The sequence below is a fragment of the Pontibacter liquoris genome (assembly GCF_022758235.1).
GTDB lineage: Bacteria > Bacteroidota > Bacteroidia > Cytophagales > Hymenobacteraceae > Pontibacter > Pontibacter liquoris.
On sequence record NZ_JALEBG010000001.1, the window covers coordinates 2892806 to 2909351 of the forward strand.

The 16546-nt window shown below is 51.9% G+C and carries 14 protein-coding genes; 2 read left to right on the forward strand and 12 right to left on the reverse strand.

Annotated features, from left to right (window positions below; genetic code table 11):
• Window positions 1–71 precede the first annotated feature (71 nt).
• From LWL52_RS11985 to LWL52_RS12000, 4 genes are all read right to left on the reverse strand, one after another.
• Window positions 72–836, reverse strand: coding sequence for a YdcF family protein (locus LWL52_RS11985; RefSeq protein ID WP_242920107.1), 765 nt, complete (start codon window positions 834–836; stop codon window positions 72–74).
• Between the two features lie 151 nt (window positions 837–987).
• The gene (locus tag LWL52_RS11990; RefSeq protein ID WP_242920109.1) at window positions 988–1209 is read right to left on the reverse strand and encodes a DUF2905 domain-containing protein; all 222 of its coding nucleotides are present in this window, start codon (window positions 1207–1209) and stop codon (window positions 988–990) included.
• A gap of 23 nt (window positions 1210–1232) precedes the next feature.
• Window positions 1233–1841, reverse strand: a complete 609-nt coding sequence (locus LWL52_RS11995; RefSeq protein WP_242920111.1) for a hypothetical protein — start codon at window positions 1839–1841, stop codon at window positions 1233–1235.
• Window positions 1842–1854: 13 nt separating this feature from the next.
• Complete coding sequence (locus LWL52_RS12000; RefSeq protein ID WP_242920113.1) at window positions 1855–2682, reverse strand: metallophosphoesterase family protein; 828 nt, start codon at window positions 2680–2682, stop codon at window positions 1855–1857.
• Window positions 2683–3898: 1216 nt separating this feature from the next.
• Between LWL52_RS12000 and LWL52_RS12005 the strand changes: the two genes are divergently transcribed.
• Entirely contained in the window at window positions 3899–6346 is a 2448-nt protein-coding gene (locus tag LWL52_RS12005) for a type IA DNA topoisomerase (RefSeq protein ID WP_242920115.1), read from the forward strand.
• Between the two features lie 141 nt (window positions 6347–6487).
• Here the strand turns inward: LWL52_RS12005 and hemA are convergent, their stop codons facing one another.
• From hemA to LWL52_RS12030, 5 genes are all read right to left on the reverse strand, one after another.
• A complete protein-coding gene (hemA, locus tag LWL52_RS12010) occupies window positions 6488–7756 on the reverse strand; it encodes a glutamyl-tRNA reductase (RefSeq protein ID WP_242920694.1) in 1269 nt (422 codons plus the stop codon).
• A 999-nt stretch (window positions 7757–8755) separates the two neighbouring features.
• Entirely contained in the window at window positions 8756–9817 is a 1062-nt protein-coding gene (locus LWL52_RS12015; RefSeq protein WP_242920116.1) for a response regulator, read from the reverse strand.
• Complete coding sequence (locus tag LWL52_RS12020) at window positions 9814–11049, reverse strand: hybrid sensor histidine kinase/response regulator (protein WP_242920117.1); 1236 nt, start codon at window positions 11047–11049, stop codon at window positions 9814–9816. Before LWL52_RS12020 ends, LWL52_RS12015 begins: the two co-directional genes overlap by 4 nt.
• A gap of 300 nt (window positions 11050–11349) precedes the next feature.
• Window positions 11350–11796, reverse strand: a complete 447-nt coding sequence (locus LWL52_RS12025; protein ID WP_242920118.1) for a response regulator — start codon at window positions 11794–11796, stop codon at window positions 11350–11352.
• A gap of 8 nt (window positions 11797–11804) precedes the next feature.
• Window positions 11805–13316, reverse strand: a complete 1512-nt coding sequence (locus LWL52_RS12030) for a sensor histidine kinase (protein ID WP_242920119.1) — start codon at window positions 13314–13316, stop codon at window positions 11805–11807.
• Window positions 13317–13569: 253 nt separating this feature from the next.
• Here LWL52_RS12030 and LWL52_RS12035 point away from each other — a divergent pair, with 253 nt between their 5' ends.
• Window positions 13570–14313: a universal stress protein gene (locus LWL52_RS12035; RefSeq protein WP_242920120.1), complete on the forward strand. Its 744-nt coding sequence runs from the start codon at window positions 13570–13572 to the stop codon at window positions 14311–14313.
• 23 nt (window positions 14314–14336) lie between these two features.
• Here the strand turns inward: LWL52_RS12035 and LWL52_RS12040 are convergent, their stop codons facing one another.
• From LWL52_RS12040 to LWL52_RS12050, 3 genes are all read right to left on the reverse strand, one after another.
• Window positions 14337–14795, reverse strand: coding sequence for an RrF2 family transcriptional regulator (locus LWL52_RS12040; protein ID WP_242920121.1), 459 nt, complete (start codon window positions 14793–14795; stop codon window positions 14337–14339).
• A 144-nt stretch (window positions 14796–14939) separates the two neighbouring features.
• Window positions 14940–15254 carry a metal-sulfur cluster assembly factor gene (locus LWL52_RS12045; RefSeq protein WP_242920123.1) on the reverse strand — a complete coding sequence of 105 codons (315 nt, stop codon included), beginning with the start codon at window positions 15252–15254 and terminating at the stop codon, window positions 14940–14942.
• Window positions 15235–16542, reverse strand: coding sequence for a cytochrome C oxidase subunit I (locus LWL52_RS12050; RefSeq protein ID WP_242920125.1), 1308 nt, complete (start codon window positions 16540–16542; stop codon window positions 15235–15237). Before LWL52_RS12050 ends, LWL52_RS12045 begins: the two co-directional genes overlap by 20 nt.
• Window positions 16543–16546 lie beyond the last annotated feature (4 nt).

Below are 16546 nucleotides of genomic sequence, written 5' to 3' on the forward strand. Positions count from 1 at the left end.
AAGGTGTGAAAATTTGAAAATGCTTTTCATCAAATCTACTCATCTTCAAATTTCCACATCTCCAAATTTTCTTAACAATAACCCAGCACCTTATACACCAGGTAGCCCGAGATCTCGTGGATGAGCAGGTGCCAGCTCCCGAAAGCATCTACGCTGGGGATAATCAGTTCGTCGGGGGTGAACTGGCGAGGCTTGGAATAGAAATCGGTACTGAAGCTTGTTGCCGCTACGCCTGCCTTAGCGAAGCAGCCGGCTGCACGCCGCATATGGAAAGCAGAGGTTACCAGCAACAAGCGATTGATACCGGGGTGCTGCTGCAGTAGGGATGCCGTGTTAAGCGCATTTTCGTGGGTATTCCGGCTGTTGCTTTCGGTAATGATCGCCTCTGCGGGTATGCCGGCCATCAGCAGCACTTTCTCTATCTGGTCGGCTTCCGGCACGCCTCCTCCCAGCACTTTTCCATGGCCACCGGTTATAATAAATTTATCGATCTTATGCGCCCGGTAGAGCTGCAAAGGGTGCAGAAAGCGGTCAGATCCTCTGGAGGTGTTGATCCGGTCGGGGATGTCTTCGCGGTAGGAAGTCACACCAGTTAAAATAACAGCGGCATCATAATGCCCTATCGTACGGATCGGGACAGCTGCTACTTCCCAGGCACGCCAGGCTTCGTTACTCAGGAAAGGGGTGGAGAGCACAACAAGTATAACCAGCACTGCAACAAGGCAAATGCGTTTCTTTTGCGCTGACCGCAGAAAAAGGGCACCAAGAAGGAGCGCCAGCACCCATAGGAAAGGCATCAGCAGAAAATGCAGGGTTTTGGAGAGGATAAAAAACATACAGCTTGGTTCAGAACAGTAGTCAGTGCCGCCGCAATTGCAGTCCCTCCGCCAGCAAGGCAAGCACATTTACCGGCTATATCAGGTGCATAAAAGTTGACGGCACTTTGGAAGCAGCAAGATAGGAAAGTATAACGAATACGAAAATATCTTAAAAGAACCGGCGGAACAGCCAAAGCAGCAGCGACAACAGGATGCTGAGCAGCAGCATGCTCATAAAGGGCGCATAAAAGCGAACGTTCTTCCGCTCGATGCGGATATCGCCGGGCAAGTGCCCAAACCAGTTCAACTTATCGCCGGCCAGCCAGACCACCAGCCCGACAAGCACCAACACGATTCCAAGTATAACGATTGTCTTTCCGATAGGCTGCATCTGCCTGTTCTTTCAAACCATACTTACCTGATACTTATCCGTACACCCACTGCAAAATTAAGAATATCCCAGGTGGTCAGTGTCTTATCTTTGAACGCAGAAGTAGCGATGAGGTCATAGGTACCTACGTCGCCATAAAGGCTTAGTTCTTTAAAGGTGCTGCTGTTGGGCAGGGTATAATTCAGGGCCGGTCCTAAACCGCCGGTCAGCCGCAGGCTACTGGTCCACCAATAATAATCGCTGGTAGGGTACGCATTGGACCAGTTGGTAGAGAACTGGCTTCTGAAATAATAGCTCAGCCCCAGCCCTACACGCAGCGGTGTTACCGAAAAATCGTTGGTTAAAGGTACTTTCCCGAATGGCTTGTAAACGCCTTTTAAGGTGAGTAGGTGCAGGGCTTCGTCGGCATCAAATTTAGGCACAAAGCCATAGAACAACTCGGCCGTAATTTTATCGTGCGCAAAATCATAACTGGGTGCCACGGACAACAAGCCTATGTTACCGGCAAACTGCAGTGTAACCCCATCCGGCGCATACCATTTGCGCGAGGAAGTTGTGTCTGCCTCCTGGCTGCGGGCGAGGGAAGGCAATGCCATCAGGCAAACCATCCCGATCAGTAATTTTAACTTCATGGAGGTAGGGCTCTTAAAAATTGACGCGTTCAAAACTTACGTACTCCCCTGTTACCGTAAACACCAGGTACTCGCGATCTTCGGCGGCAGCGGTTTGCACATAAGGCACGGTGCCATCGTAGGGGTAATAGGCATTGAACTTATGGTTGTGGCCGTGCAATGAATAGGTAACATGATACTGGCTCATGAGCTGTTCGTAACGGGCGCGGTTCTCCTTCCCAAACTCATAGTTTCCGGGCGGTATATGCGATAAGACAAAAATATTCTTGTAACCGGCAGAGGCCGCCAGCTCTTTCTCCAACCAATCCAGGTCGGGCACCTGCTTGTCGAACTCTATATAATTTGTATTCAGCAGTATAAACCTGCTGTTGCCTATCGCAAAGCTGGTATTAAAATCACCGTACATGGCTTTGAAGGCCTGCTGCCCGTTGTTCACCGCATCATGGTTGCCTACAACCGCTACATACGGCATATGCAGGGTCCCAAAATCTTCGTTGATCAGCTTGAATTCCTTTGCCAGCCCGAAGTCTGTCAGGTCGCCGCCCAGCAGCAGAAAAGCGATATCGTTTCGCCGGTTGATATTTTTGACCATGGCCTCGTTCTCTTCATAAAACCCCTGCACATCCGAAGCCAGAATAAATTGGAATGTATCCTCGGGGGCAATGTTCAGGGCCTCAATGCGGGCGATGTTGCGTTGGTTGATCTGTTTCTCTCCCTCCTCCAGCCGAACCTCGTAGGGGCTGTACTCAAATTCTTCGCAGGCCTGGTTACTCAGTGCCAGCAGCAGAAGTAAGGCCGGGCCAAGGGCAGTGTGACCATACTGTTTTAGCTTTATAAACATAAGTGTATATATCTCTATACTTGTTGCTTCATTGTACCGTCCGGAGGGTCGGAATGTTTCGATGCAGCCGCTATCCCTTCTTTATTGTTTGTTTATATTATCAGGAAATAGCTTTTGGCTGCCACCTTCCTCTAATAAAGTTGTACTTGTTTAGGCCGAGTATCTTTTCATACTTGTTAGCCCCTGCTGGCTCCTGCCACATCATAGGGACCTGATTTATACTTTGGGTGATGGAGAACAGAATTTGACTGGTGGTTCTTGCTAAAGTATAAGCGGAGTGGTACCGGGTCCAACCACCTCTGGCCCCTCCTTGTTTTTTAAAGAGGGCCCCTACCCCCAGGAGGGGAGCTTATACTTACTTTGGCTTAAGTATAAGCAGTGTAGATACGGGCTGTTGAGAAAAGAGTAACTCGCTCCTTGCTATCATCTCGACGATAGGAGAGATGTGTCCAGAATTCCTTCAAGTGTTTGTAACACATTTCTCCTTGCGTCGAAATGACAGTTTGTAGATGGTTTTGCTAGTAAGCATACTTTAGTCAAAGTAAAAGCAGCTTAGGTTAGGTGATACCTTCCCCCTACCCCCTTCAAAGGGGGACATTGGGTTGATGGAGAAGGAACAGAACGCCTGCGTAGTAGTGGCTTCTCTCTCTTCCACCAAGATCCTTTCAGGATGACAAAAAGAGAGTAAGTTCATACTTAGGTTATACTTTCAGAGCGGCTGCCTTCGCGCGGACAGGTCGCGACCTGTCCCTACGAGTAACGGTCGTGATAGACAGTAGCTATCGAATGATTCCAGTCCTTGGGTGGAGCGCCTTGGTGTGTTGCGGTGCCCGTCAGGGCAGCCCACAGTGTAGCGAGGAGCAGCTTCACGCCACAGCGCGATGCCCAAGGACGAGGCCCCGCGGGCTTGGAGCGTTCCAAAGCTAAAGATGAAACAAGCCAAGTATAAAACTGAGGAATACAGCTAGCTACATAGTACAGCCAAAAAAACCAGCCGCCGAAAGAAAGTATAGCTGAAAGTATAAACCCAAGCGTTGAACATCCACTACCAAATATCGCAGCAAACAAAACGGAAGAATAGCAACTAGCAGATAACCTCAGCAAAAGCACCCTTTATGCCACTTACCCCCTCCGTTTTATACATCATAAAATTCGCACATACGCCTTAAAAACCGTAAATTTGACTTCTCTAGAATCCTGTAATCCTTAGAAAAGCGTGAAAGTATGCATTGCTGAAAAACCGAGCGTGGCCCGCGAAATAGCCCAGGTACTTGGCGCCAAAGCCCGCAAAGACGGCTATTTTGAAGGCAACGGCTACCAGGTTACCTGGACCTTCGGGCATTTCTGCACTTTGCGCGAGCCCGACGATTACCGCCCTGAGTGGAAGCGCTGGAGCCTCTACGACCTGCCCATGCTACCCGAAAAGTATGGTATCAAGCTGATGAAGGACAGTGGTGTGCAAAAGCAGTTCAAAATCATCAAGGAGTTGCTCGACAAGGCCGACGAGGTAATCAACTGCGGGGATGCCGGTCAGGAAGGGGAAGTGATCCAGCGCTGGGTACTAACCGAAGCGAAGTATAACAAGCCTTTTAAACGCCTTTGGATCTCATCGCTCACCGAAGACGCTATCCGTCAGGGTTTTGCCCGGCTGAAGGACGGTTCCGAGTTCGATCTGCTATACCAGGCAGGCAAGAGCCGCGCCATTGGCGACTGGCTGCTGGGCCTGAATGCCACCCGATTGTTTACACTCAAGTATGCCCAGGGCCGCCAGATGCTTTCTATCGGCCGGGTACAAACTCCCACGCTGGCCATGCTGGTGAACCGCCACCACGAAATTGCCAACTTTGTGCCCCAGCCCTACTGGGAGCTCAAAACCGTTTACCGGGACACCACCTTCTCGAGCACCAACGGCCGCTTTCAGAAAGAGGAAGAAGCCCAACAGATCATGGAAGCCATTAAAGAGGCGGAACTGACGGTAACGGACGTGGAAACCAAGAAGGGCACCGAGTCCGCGCCCCGGCTCTTCGACCTGACCTCGCTGCAGATCGAGTGCAACAACAAGCTGAGCATGTCGGCCGATGAAACCCTGAAAACGGTGCAGAGCCTCTACGAGAAAAAAGTAGTTTCTTACCCGCGGGTGGATACCGTGTTTCTGCCCGACGATATTTACCCCAAGATACCAGCCATTTTGCAGGGCCTGGGCAATTACCAGCAGGAAGTTGCCCCGCTGCTGCAGGAAAAGATCCGTAAGAGCAAAAAGGTATTTAACAACAACAAAGTTACCGACCACCACGCCATCATCCCCACCGGGGCAGCCGCAAACAGCCTGTATGGCCGCGAGGCCGATGTATACGATATCATTACGCGCCGCTTTCTGGCCGCTTTCTACCCCGACTGTATTGTGAGCAATACCACGGTGCTGGCCGAATCGGCGGGCTATGCGTTCCGGGTGCGTGGCAAGCAGATCCTGGAACCAGGCTGGCGCGTGCTCTATGGCGCAGAAGACATCAAGTCTGAGCCTGTAAGCAGCAAAGAAGGCGAGAACAAGGAAGAGGAAGAAATGGCCAGGGTGCTGCCCCACTTCGACAAAGGCGAACACGGGCCTCATGCCCCGCTCCTGGACAAGAAGATGACCAACCCGCCGAAAGAATATACCGAGGCCACGCTACTGCGCGCCATGGAAACAGCCGGCCGCCAGATAGACGACGAAGCGCTGAAAGAGGCGCTGAAAGAAAATGGCATTGGCCGCCCTTCTACCCGCGCTGCTATCATCGAAACGCTGTTCAAGCGCCAGTATATCCGCAAGGAGAAAAAGAAGCTGGTGCCTACCCAGATGGGCATCGACCTGATCGGTGTGATCCCGAACCAAACGCTCAAATCAGCAGAAATGACGGGGCAATGGGAACGCAAGCTTCGCCAGATAGAGGGCGGCGAGTTTAAAGCCGATGCCTTTCTGCGGGAGCTGCAGGAATTTGTGGTGAGCCTAGTGCAGGAAGTAAAGTATGACAAAGCCACCGTAACGCTGGAGCCCCAGCAGCAGGAGCAGAAACCCGCCGCCAAAGGTGCCAAAAAAACGCCCACTGCCGCCGCTCCGAAAGCCGCTGCTGTGGCAGGCCCGGGACTTGGCGCCTGCCCGGCCTGCCAGCAAGGCCACATTCTAAAAGGTTCCAAAGCCTACGGCTGCAGCCGCTACAAAGAAGGCTGCCGCTTCCTGCTCCCCATCGAGCAGCAGGGCAAGCAACTCACCGAAAAGCAGGTGCAGGCATTGCTCAGCAAAGGTAAAACACCTGTTATCAAAGGGTTTAAAGACGGACAGGGCGAGAGTTTTGATGCCATTCTTACACTGGATGCCAGTAAACAGGTGGTACTGGAAAAAGTAGCCAAAGCAGAAGCAAAGGACCCGTTGGCTCAATGCCCGCGCTGCAAGCAAGGCCGGTTGCTCAAAGGCAAATCGGCTTACGGCTGCAGCCGTTTCCGGGAAGGCTGCCAGTTTCTTGTGCCGTTTGAGAAAGGCGGCAAGCAGCTCACCGACAAGCATATCCATGCCTTGTTGCTGAAAGGAAAAACACCCACGATCAAAGGCTTCATCTCTGAAAAGACAGGCCAACCCTTCGACGCGGCCCTCGCGCTAAACGAGCAGTGGCAGGTGGTTTACCAGTTTTAGGGAAAGAAGGTCTTGCTGATCAGCTGCAAGTATAAACCTGGCACATCCTACCTAAAATATAAAAGCCCGGCAGAAAGCACATACTTTCTGCCGGGCTTTTATATTTGTTATAGCTGATGCCGCAACTGCTGTTAAAAGTACCTATGCCTTTACGTGGGTTTGCTCCAGGTCAAACAACAGGCGCAGGCTTTCTACCAGGGCATCGGCATCGCCACGCTGGCAAGCGGCTTTCAGTTCCAGCGCCGGCATTTTCACGATCTTGTTCAGTATATTCTGTGTGATGGCTTCTACCATTTCTTTTTCTTCGGCACCCAGCTTTTTCATGTAGCGGGCAAGTTCCTGCTGACGGATAACCTCCAGCCGGGTTTTAAATTGCTGCAGCGCCGGCGACATGATCATTTCGCGTGTCCAGTTCTGGAACTCCGCTATGGCTTCGGCCACGATCTGGTGCACCTGCGGAATGGCTGCCAGGCGTAATGCCAGCGCTTCGGTGGTTCGGTTGCGAATACCATCAATGTTGTAAACACAAGTACCAGGCAACATTTCCAGTTCCTTGTCGATGCTGCGCGGCATGGAGAGGTCGATGAAGAATTGGGGGGAGAGCTGCTTCTGTTTTTCCACGTCCGCTTTGCTGATAAAAAAGCAATCGCCGGGTACCGAAGAAATTACCACATCAGCCTGCTTTATCTCTTCCCACACGTTCTCCCAGTAAGCTGCTTTGGCCTGGCATTTCTGCGCCAGCTCCAGCGCCTTGTGGTGGGTACGGTTTACAATGGTAATGTTGCCGATACGTGATTTGCCGAAGTTATCGCACACGTTGGCCCCGATCTCGCCCACACCGATCATCAGTACCCGTGGGTCTGGCAGGTGTTGCGTGAGCTCCTCTACTAGCTCTACCGTAGCATAGGCTACCGAAGCGGCGCCATCTCGGAAGGCCGTCTCATTGGAAACACGCTTGTTTGTAAAGAAGATCGTGTGCATGAGGCGGTGGAGAAACGGGCCGGCCATACCAGCATCTGCTGCCCATTGGTAGGCGTTCTTTACCTGGTTCATGATCTGCATATCGCCCACTACCTGCGACTCCAGCCCCAGCGATACCCGGAATAAATGCTGCACTGCCTCGGCCGGGTCCGTGATGGAGAGGAAGTATGGCTGGATGCGTTTGGTAGCGACAAAGCCTTTTTCGATGGCCAGCAGCTTTACGATCTCGCGCGAAAGGTCTTTTTCAGAGGCATAGTATACTTCCGTGCGGTTGCAGGTAGAAAGCACCAGCACCTCCCGGGCCCCGGTAAACTCCCGGATCTTGTCCAGCAGGTTACGGCAGCCGATTTCGTTCAGAGCCACCTCTTCGCGAATAGCGATTGGGGCATTTTTGTAGGATAGGGTAAGTGCTTTAAACTGGTTTTGCATGGTGATCGGGTCGATTACAAATGCAAATTTCAGCAAGACCGCCCCCGGAAAACATGACAAATGTCAGTTAATATCAGGATTAATGTCAATCCGGGGAGTTTAGCTGCTCTTGGTTTTACCTCTTTTTATTGAGGAGCTTTTACATAAAACCGGGAAGGATTAGGCTGATGGTGCTTTTGAAGTATGAGCGTTGTAGTACCGGGTCCAACCACCCCTACCCTCCTTGTTTTTTAAAGAGGGCCTCTACCCCAGGAGGGGAGCTTGATATTACTTCCATTCAAGTATAAGCTTTGTGGATTAGGGCAATTGCGAAAGGAGTCACTCCGGCCATGCTGTCATCTCGACGTAAGGAGAGATCTGTTTGATATTCCTTTAGGATTCGGTTTCAGATTTCTCCTAGCGTCGAAATGACAGTTTGCTTATAGTTTTTGCCTGTGAGAACGCAAGTATACTTGCGCTGAAGTATAAACGGGTTAGTTTAGGATCAAGAGGAACATTCCCCTACCCCCTTCAAAGGGGGATTTTGGGCTGATGTAGGAGGAACAGAACGTCTTGCTTAGCATAAGTTTCATCTCCCTTCCACCAAGATCCTTTCAGGATGACAAAACAAAGAAAGAGGCAGAGAGGGCAAGTTTATACTTATACTTCTGCTGAAGTTTCATAGCTGGTGCTATCGCGCGGACAGGTCGCTACCTGTCCCTACGGGCACCGCAAACAAAGGCAGCTGCTATCGAGTTGATCCCAGTCCTTGGGTTGAGCGCCTTGGTGTGTTGCGGTGCCCGTCAGGGCAGCCCGCAGCGCCAGCGAGGAGCAGCTTCACGCCACAGCGCGAAACGCAAGGACGAGCCCTCGCGGGCTTGGAGCGCTCCAAAGCTAGAAATGAAACAAGGCAGGTCTAAGTCTGAGGAAGAAAGGCTGCTACATAGAATAGCCAGAAGTATAAACCCGCATAATACCACCAGCTACCAAACTCTGCCTGATTCCTTAAAAACAAAAAAATCAGTTCCGCATGCGTTTGAGCTTCTCCAGGTTCAGGATCATGATCTTGCTGCCCTGGCTGTCGATGAGCTTTTCGTCCTTGAAATCCGCCAGCGTGCGGATCACGGTTTCTTTGGAGGCGCCCACAATGCTGGCCAGGTCTTCGCGCGAAATCACGACCTGCGACACGTTCTGCTCTTCTTTTTTATACTGCTTTTCGACAAAGACCAGCGCTTCGGCCACGCGCTTGCGCACCGAGTTGTAGGCCAGGCGCAGCAGGCGCTCTTCCCGTTCGGCCAGGTTGTCGGACAGGAGGCGGATAAACTGGTTTGCCACCAGCCGGTTGTTATGCAGCAACATGAAAAAGTCTTCTTTGGAAATCACGTAAATTTCCGAATCTTCCATCACCATGGCCGACTCGCGGTACGCTTTTTCTTCAATCAGGTCGAGGTAGCCGATAAAGTCGCCGTCCTTGTAGAGGTTGGTGATGTACTCGCGCCCTTCCTCATTCGATTTATAGGTTTTCACCTTGCCCTTGTTCAGGAAGTAGAGTGCATTGGGGTGATTGCCTTCCGAAAACAGCGGCTGCTTTTTCTTGAAATGCTGCAGCTTTTGCTTGTCGGTGGTCAGCTTCTCGAGGTTCTCCTGCCCTTTAGCTTCCTGGATGAACTCGTTCAGGCTTTCGGCATTTTTCTGGAAACCGGCCTTGAGGGCTTCGTTCTTTTTGAGGCGCATTTCAACAGCATCCAGCAGTTCCAGGTCATCAAAAGGCTTGATCAGGTAATCGTCGGCCCCCAGGTTCATGCCTTTGCGGAAGTCTTCCTTTTCCGATTTGGCTGTTAAAAAGATAAACGGAATACCCGCCGTAGCGGGGTTGCCGCCCAGCAGGTGCAACACGCCGTAGCCATCGAGCTGGGGCATCATGATATCACACACGATCAGGTCCGGAATTTCTTTCTTGGCCAGCTCCACGCCGAGTTTACCGTTCTCCGCTTCCAGTATCTCGTAGTTGGCCAGCGTAAGGATCTCGGCAATATTCTCGCGGATTTCCTGATTGTCTTCTATCAGCAGTATCTTTTTCATAATGTAGGGTGGTTTTGCGGGAAAGTGATGGTAAAGGTGGTGCCTTTGTCGAGCTCGCTCTGGTAACTCAACGTACCTTCCATAATATCGACATAGCGTTTAACAATGTTAAGCCCCAGGCCGGTGCCCTGGATGTTGGTAACGTTCTGGGCTCTGAAAAAAGGGCTGAACAAGTATGTTTTGTCGGCATCCGGAATGCCAATGCCTTCGTCCTGTACGGTAATCGTGATGCAATCGTCGGAAGTATGCGTGGTAAAGTGGATGTCCTTGCCCTCGCCCGAATACTTGCTGGCATTGGAAAGCAGGTTGAAGAGTATATTTTTGAGTAGCTGCTTGTCCAGGTAAATAAGTGCTTTTTCGCGGTGATGCGTGTAGTGGATGCGCTGGCCCGGTTTCAGGTAGCCCTGCAGCTCATCGGCCACCTCGGCTGCAAAAGCAACCAGGTCAAACTCCGACGGCACGTTATAGATCTTTCCTTCCTCGATGCGGCTGATGGACAGGAAATCATTCAGAATGCTGGTCAGGTTACTTACCGCCGACTTGATCCTTTCCACGTGCTTTTGCCGTTTCTCGTCGTCTTCGGTGGTTTTATACTTGCCGATAAGCGAGGCCGACGAGAGCACCGTGCTGAGTGGCGTGCGGAATTCGTGCGATGCAATGGTTACGAACCGCGACTTAAGCTCGTGCAGTTCTTTCTCCTTGTTGAGGGCCTTGCGTACTTCCTTTTCGGCTTCAAAGAGGCTCCGGTTGGTTTGCTCCAGCTTGCGGATAGCTGCGCCCAGCTCCTGCGTCCGCTCCTTCACGCGCTGCTCCAGCTCCGAGTTGAGCCGCTGGATCACGGCCAGACTTTTGGCATGCTCTATACTATAGCGGATGGAGCGCTCTAACTCGTTTGGGCTGATAGTGCCTTTTACAAGATAATCCAGGGCACCGGCGCGCATCGCTTTTTCGTCTGTTTCGCGGTCGCTCTGGCCTGTCATAAGTATAAACGGGGCTGCTGCCCCTTTTCCTACCGCTTCCTTTATCAGCTCCAGGCCATCGTGGGCTCCCAACCGGTAATCGACCAGGTATACATCATGGCGTTTCTGCTCTATCTGCGCCAGTGCCTCGCTAAAAGAACCCGCCCACTCGAGCAGGTAATGGCGGCCGGGTATATCTTCAATGATATCCCGGGTGATGATGAAATCATCCTCGTCGTCGTCTACCAGCAGTATGCGGATCTTCTCTTGCATGTATTTTAGCGGATTGTTGGATTTGACGTTGAAGTTCGATGTTAGCTACTGGATGTTAGATTTTAGACATAGGACACAAGACTTTTTATTTATACTTCTCCAGGCGCTTCATTGCTCTTCCGGACTGGGAGGTCCGCTTCAGGTATACTTCCGGATTAAGAAATCCGGAAGAGCGAGTTAAAGCAAGTTATACTTCCTGGTTAAAATCCTTGCAGTAAGTGCTTCGGGCTTTCACCATTCCTGAGTCTTAAATCCTGTGTTTTGTGTCTAAAATCTAGCGTCTAAAATCTAGTACCTGCTTTACAGCTTTGGCAGCTCCACGATCTCAAACCAGTATTTGCTGAGCGTTTTCATTACATCTACCAGCGAGGTAAAGGTTACGGGTTTGGTAATGAACGAGCTCACGCCCAGGTCGTAGGTGCGCAGAATATCTTCTTCGGCTTTGGACGTTGTTAACACCACTACCGGGATCAGGCGCAGGCGCTCATCTTCTTTGATCTCTTTCAGTGCTTCCCGACCATCCTTTTTGGGCATGTTCAGGTCCAGCAAAATCAGGCCCGGCGTTGGATACTGTGCCTTGTCGGCAAAGCGGCCCTTGTGGTGCAGGTAATCCATCAGTTCCTCGCCGTTCTCCACAAAATGAATGTTGTTTTTAAGGCGGCTTTCCTCCAGCGCCTCTTTTACCAGCATCCGGTCTTCGGCGTCGTCGTCGGCAATAAGGATCACAATAGTTTTTTTATCAGCCATGGTCATGTCTATTCCTCTGGGTGTTTACGTGCGAGTGTGATGATGAAGCGGGTTCCTACCCCCAGCTGGCTACTGGCCGTAATATCGCCGCCATGCCGGATGGCAATTTTGCGGCAAACGGCCAGCCCAATACCCGATCCTTCATACTTCTGCCCTTCCAGGCGCTGAAATATATTGAAGATCCGGTCCAGGTACTTTTCATCGAACCCGATGCCGTTATCTTCCACATAAATCTCCACCAGCTCATCGCCGGGGGTAGCCGTCAGGTGCGCCCGCCGCTGCAGGCTTTTGGCGTATACATTGATGATGGGCGACTCGTCGGGCTTGCGGAACTTGATGGCGTTGCTGAGCAGGTTCTGGAACAGCTGCCGTATCTGGGTCGGCTCCGCCTCAATATCGGGCAAAGGCGAGCGGATGATTTCGGCATTGGTCTTTTCGATGCTTACTTCCAGGTCGGATATTACCTCCGAGAGGATGGCATCCAGGCTCACTTTCTCAAATGGCTTTGATTTGGCGGTAACCCGCGAAAAGCCCAGCAGATCGTTGATCAGGTTTTGCATGCGGGAGGCGGCATTGAGCATGCGCTCCACATAATCCTTGCCTTGGTCGCTCAGATTGTCGTATTCTTTGGTCATCAGCCGGTCGCCGAATGCCTGTATTTTGCGCAAGGGCTCCTGCAGATCGTGCGACGAGACATAAGCAAAATCCTGCAGCTCGCGGTTACTGCGCTCCAGCTCAGCGGCGTAGCGGCGCAGGCGTTCCTCGTTCAGCTTCTGAATGGTAATGTCGTGCACAAAACCGGTATACACGCGGCGACCTTCCAGCTCCACTTCGCTTATACTAAGGTAAAACGGGAAAATAGTGCCGTCTTTCCGCAAACCGGTCACTTCGCGCCCGATGCCGATAATGCGTTTTTTACCGGTTACCTCGTAGTTGTGCATGTAGCCGTCGTGCAGGCTTTTGTCGGGCTCGGGCATGAGCATGTTGATGGACTGGCCAAGCAGTTCCTCGGCACTGTAGCCAAACTGCTTTGCGGCTGCCGGGTTCACCATCTCGATGATGCCACGTTGGTTGATGGTAATAATGCCATCTACTGCACCTTGAATGATGGAGTTGATCTTATTCTCACTTTCGCGCAGGGCATGTTCCGCCTTTTTCAGGTCGGTGATGTCGTGCACAATGCCGGTAAAGATCAGTTTATCGGGCAGCTGTACTTCGCTGATGCTGAGCAGAAAAGGAAAAACTGTACCGTCTTTCTTTTTTCCCATCACCTCGCGGCCTTTCCCAATGATCTGGGCTTCGCCGGTATGCAGGTAATTTTGAATGTACTGGTCGTGGCGGCTATGGTCGGGCTCCGGCATGAGCATGTTGATGTTACTGCCTATGATCTCTTCCGGATCATAGCCAAAAATATGTGCTGCCGCCGGGTTCACGGTTTCCACAATTCCGCGCGTGTCAATGGTAATGATGCCATCGATGGCAGTATCAATAATGGCTTTTAGCCGTGTTTTAGTATCCAAACCTGGGTCCTGTTGTTTATGCACGGGTATTGTTCATTTTATAAAATTAACGACTAGCAGTTAAATATACCAATTCTACCGCCATTCATTCGCTTTAAGTGACAAGGATCATCGTTCCGGGTGCTCTCCGTCATGCGCACGGCCGGGGCAGGATGCTAATTTTACAGTCTCAAATGGGGAGCGCTGATGGGATTCGCCTGCTTTCGCGCTGCTTCCCGGCCTGTTTGAATTTAATTTACCATTGCTTTCTTACATGAAAAATTTACTGGTTGCAACGGACTTTTCTGCCAGCGCGCACAATGCGGCTGTGTATGCTGCGGCGCTTGCACGCTATGCCGGCAGCCGGATCATACTTGTGCATGTATACGCCATCCGCCTGCTGCCCGAAGACCAGGAAGAACTCCTGCAAAAGGAACCGCCGGAAGTTGCCCTGCAGAAGAAAATGGACCAACTGGCCAGGGAGCTGCACAAGGAGTACGGGGTGTCGGTTACGCGCCTGCTCAGGCCCGGTTTTGCCGCCGACGAAATTCCGGCGCTGGCCAGAAGAGTAAAAGCGGAAGTAGTGGTGCTGGGTACCCGCTGCTGCCCGCACACGGCTGTAGGCGAAACCACGGCAGCCATACTGGGCAGTGGCATTGGCGTGTTGTGCGTGCCTGAACGGGCTACCTTCAGGCCCAGAAGCGGCGTAACCTACCGCCGGCAGGAGGCAACGTTATTTACGAAAATACAGCAGGTATACGGCCCCGCCAACGTGATTCCTTTTCAGAAAGAAGGATTGGCCACCGACAAAGTGCTTGTGGCTGACGGCACCGCTACAAGTATAGCCGCGGCAAGTATAAAAGTTGCCTCCGCTATGTTAGCACCCGGTCAGCTGCTGGTTTTGTATGCTGCTGAGGCCCCCGCACCGGCAGCGGAGCTGCTGAGTTATACCAGCCAGCGTTCTCATCAAGCTACCCCCCTCCTGGTGCTGCCAGCTCCGGCAGTAGAACAAGTATAAAGCCGGCCGGTTTATACTTGCCGTTACATTTCCTCTGATGGCTTATCAGCCACGTTCTTGATAAAATATTTCCCGGAGTTGATGCCGGTGACCAGGTCCTGAATGGTTTTAACACTGTATACTTTCAGCAGCCGGTCGCGGTAAGCCTTAATGTCGTTGTGCAGTGGGCAGGGATGTATGTCGGAGCACTGGTTCAGGCCCATGCCACACTTTGTAAAAGCGGCTAACCCGTCTATTTCGCGCACTACTTCCAAAATCGAAATTTCGCTGGCCGGGCGGTGCAGGAAAAAGCCGCCGCGCGGGCCTTTTGCTGAGGCGATAATTCCTTTCCGCACCAGGTCCTGCAAGATCTTGCCCATAAAATGCACCGGCAGCTCCAGTTCCTGCGCTATTTCCTTCACGCCGGGCCTGTTCCCTGCTGCATCACCCAGCGCGATGTAAACAATGGCCCGTAAGGCATATTCCGTGGTTTTCGATAGCATGGCAATTTCAGTTTCAACTCCTTGTGCTAAGCAGAGGAGCCTATAAACACGTAACGAACGTTTCGTGTATATAGGCTCCTGTAAGGGTATAAATTTATTTGTCGCACCTACTTCGGCATAGGCACGAGCCGCTGGCGGCAGCAGTTACCTTCCTTCCAGTTGCCGCATTCCTTCGGGGGTGATCATGTCGGTAGACCAGGGCGGCGACCACACCAGGTTCACCTTTACATCGAGGTTAGGAAAACGCTTGAGCAGGATCTGTTCCGTGGCCTTGGTAATGGTGCCGCTCATGGGGCAACCGGGCGTGGTCAGCGTTAATTCTACTTCCAACACATCCTCATCCAGGCTTATCCGGTATACCAGGCCCAGGTCCACAATGTTGATCCCAATTTCAGGGTCGATGATATACTTGAGGGTTTCGAAAACTTCGTCTCCGAAATCAGGCGTTTGCGTTTCCATAGGTAAATGGTTTTAAATTGTGAGCTTTGTGCAAAAGCATCCGAAAGACGTTAGTGGCATACAGCAGGGCGGTTACCGTAAAACAGATCGCCCCGGCAAGTATAACAGGCGGCATCCGGAGCAGCACGCCCATTATGAGCAGTATAAATCCGGCCAGGTAGCACAAGTTCTGCCAGCGCAGCAACGTATGGATGTACAGGTCTTTAGGCAAGGGCGTTTTAAAGCGGCCCACATAATCTTCGTAGGCGTGCATCCAGATTATAAAAGGCAGGGTTTTAAAGGTCTGCCCCAGAATCAGCGCCGAGAGAAATCCCAGGAAAACAGAAAGGCCATACACCAGGTAAAGGGACGATAACAGCTCCTGCGGCAAGCTTCCCTTGCTACTCACCACAAACACCAGCACCAGCGGCAACAGCAACAGGGCCAGCGCCACAAACGTTTGTTTCATGCCCAGGTCCACGTCCTGCCGTTGCCGGGTTTGGGCCGCCTCGTACAGGAACCATAAAAACAAGCCTACACCAGCGGCTACCAGCGCAGCATAAAGCGGCACAAACACCGTGTGCAGGAACAGGTGGTCGAAGATGAAAAGCACCAGGCCGCCGTTCACAAAATTATAGGCCCAGTTGAGCTTTTTCGTGTTTTCGGTATGGGCCAGCAGAAACATCGGGATCAGCTTTGACCCTACGCCGATAATGAGCAGCAAAAACCAGCCCGCCATGCCAATGTGGGCATGCAGCTGCAGGTAGTGCACGTGCTGCTCGGGCAGAAAGGCATAGGTAAAGTTAAAGGCCATCAGCACGCCCACCAGCCCCGTTACCAGCAGCCAGAGCGAGGCCGTAACAATAAAGTCCGCTTCGATGGTCCATTTAGGGGCTTTGCGAGCCGTCTGGAACACATTGATAGTAAAGAGCAAAAACGCTGCAAACAAAAGGATGGCAGCCACTTGCAAAAGCGCGCCTACCTGGAAGTGCCAGAAAGCGCAGGCCAGCAACACGGTGCCTGAAGCGAGCAACCCGAAAGTATAAATAGCTAGCTTTTCGCTGTACAGGCGGCAATCCAGCAGCACGGGCAACAGCTGGTAAAGGGCCCCGAAAATGAGCATGGTGGCCCAGCCCAGCACCGTGACGTGTGTTAGCGTGAGCAGCTTGGGATTAAAATAGTGGCCGCCAAAAGCATCGGTCGAAAAAAGTAGCAGCACGCTCAGGACCACAAAAGATAAAGCGGCAAACGCGTAATGGGGCAGCACCACCCAGCGGGCAGGCGAATTGGAAGTGGAGGCAGCAGCCATGAGG

Coding starts and splice junctions, on each gene's coding strand:
- LWL52_RS11985 (WP_242920107.1), bottom strand. CDS start 836: ATGTTTTTTATCCTCTCCAAAACCCTGCATTTTCTGCTGATGCCTTTC.
- LWL52_RS11990 (WP_242920109.1), bottom strand. CDS start 1,209: ATGCAGCCTATCGGAAAGACAATCGTTATACTTGGAATCGTGTTGGTG.
- LWL52_RS11995 (WP_242920111.1), bottom strand. CDS start 1,841: ATGAAGTTAAAATTACTGATCGGGATGGTTTGCCTGATGGCATTGCCT.
- LWL52_RS12000 (WP_242920113.1), bottom strand. CDS start 2,682: ATGTTTATAAAGCTAAAACAGTATGGTCACACTGCCCTTGGCCCGGCC.
- hemA (WP_242920694.1), bottom strand. CDS start 7,756: ATGCAAAACCAGTTTAAAGCACTTACCCTATCCTACAAAAATGCCCCA.
- LWL52_RS12015 (WP_242920116.1), bottom strand. CDS start 9,817: ATGAAAAAGATACTGCTGATAGAAGACAATCAGGAAATCCGCGAGAAT.
- LWL52_RS12020 (WP_242920117.1), bottom strand. CDS start 11,049: ATGCAAGAGAAGATCCGCATACTGCTGGTAGACGACGACGAGGATGAT.
- LWL52_RS12025 (WP_242920118.1), bottom strand. CDS start 11,796: ATGGCTGATAAAAAAACTATTGTGATCCTTATTGCCGACGACGACGCC.
- LWL52_RS12035 (WP_242920120.1), top strand. CDS start 13,570: ATGAAAAATTTACTGGTTGCAACGGACTTTTCTGCCAGCGCGCACAAT.
- LWL52_RS12040 (WP_242920121.1), bottom strand. CDS start 14,795: ATGCTATCGAAAACCACGGAATATGCCTTACGGGCCATTGTTTACATC.
- LWL52_RS12045 (WP_242920123.1), bottom strand. CDS start 15,254: ATGGAAACGCAAACGCCTGATTTCGGAGACGAAGTTTTCGAAACCCTC.
- LWL52_RS12050 (WP_242920125.1), bottom strand. CDS start 16,542: ATGGCTGCTGCCTCCACTTCCAATTCGCCTGCCCGCTGGGTGGTGCTG.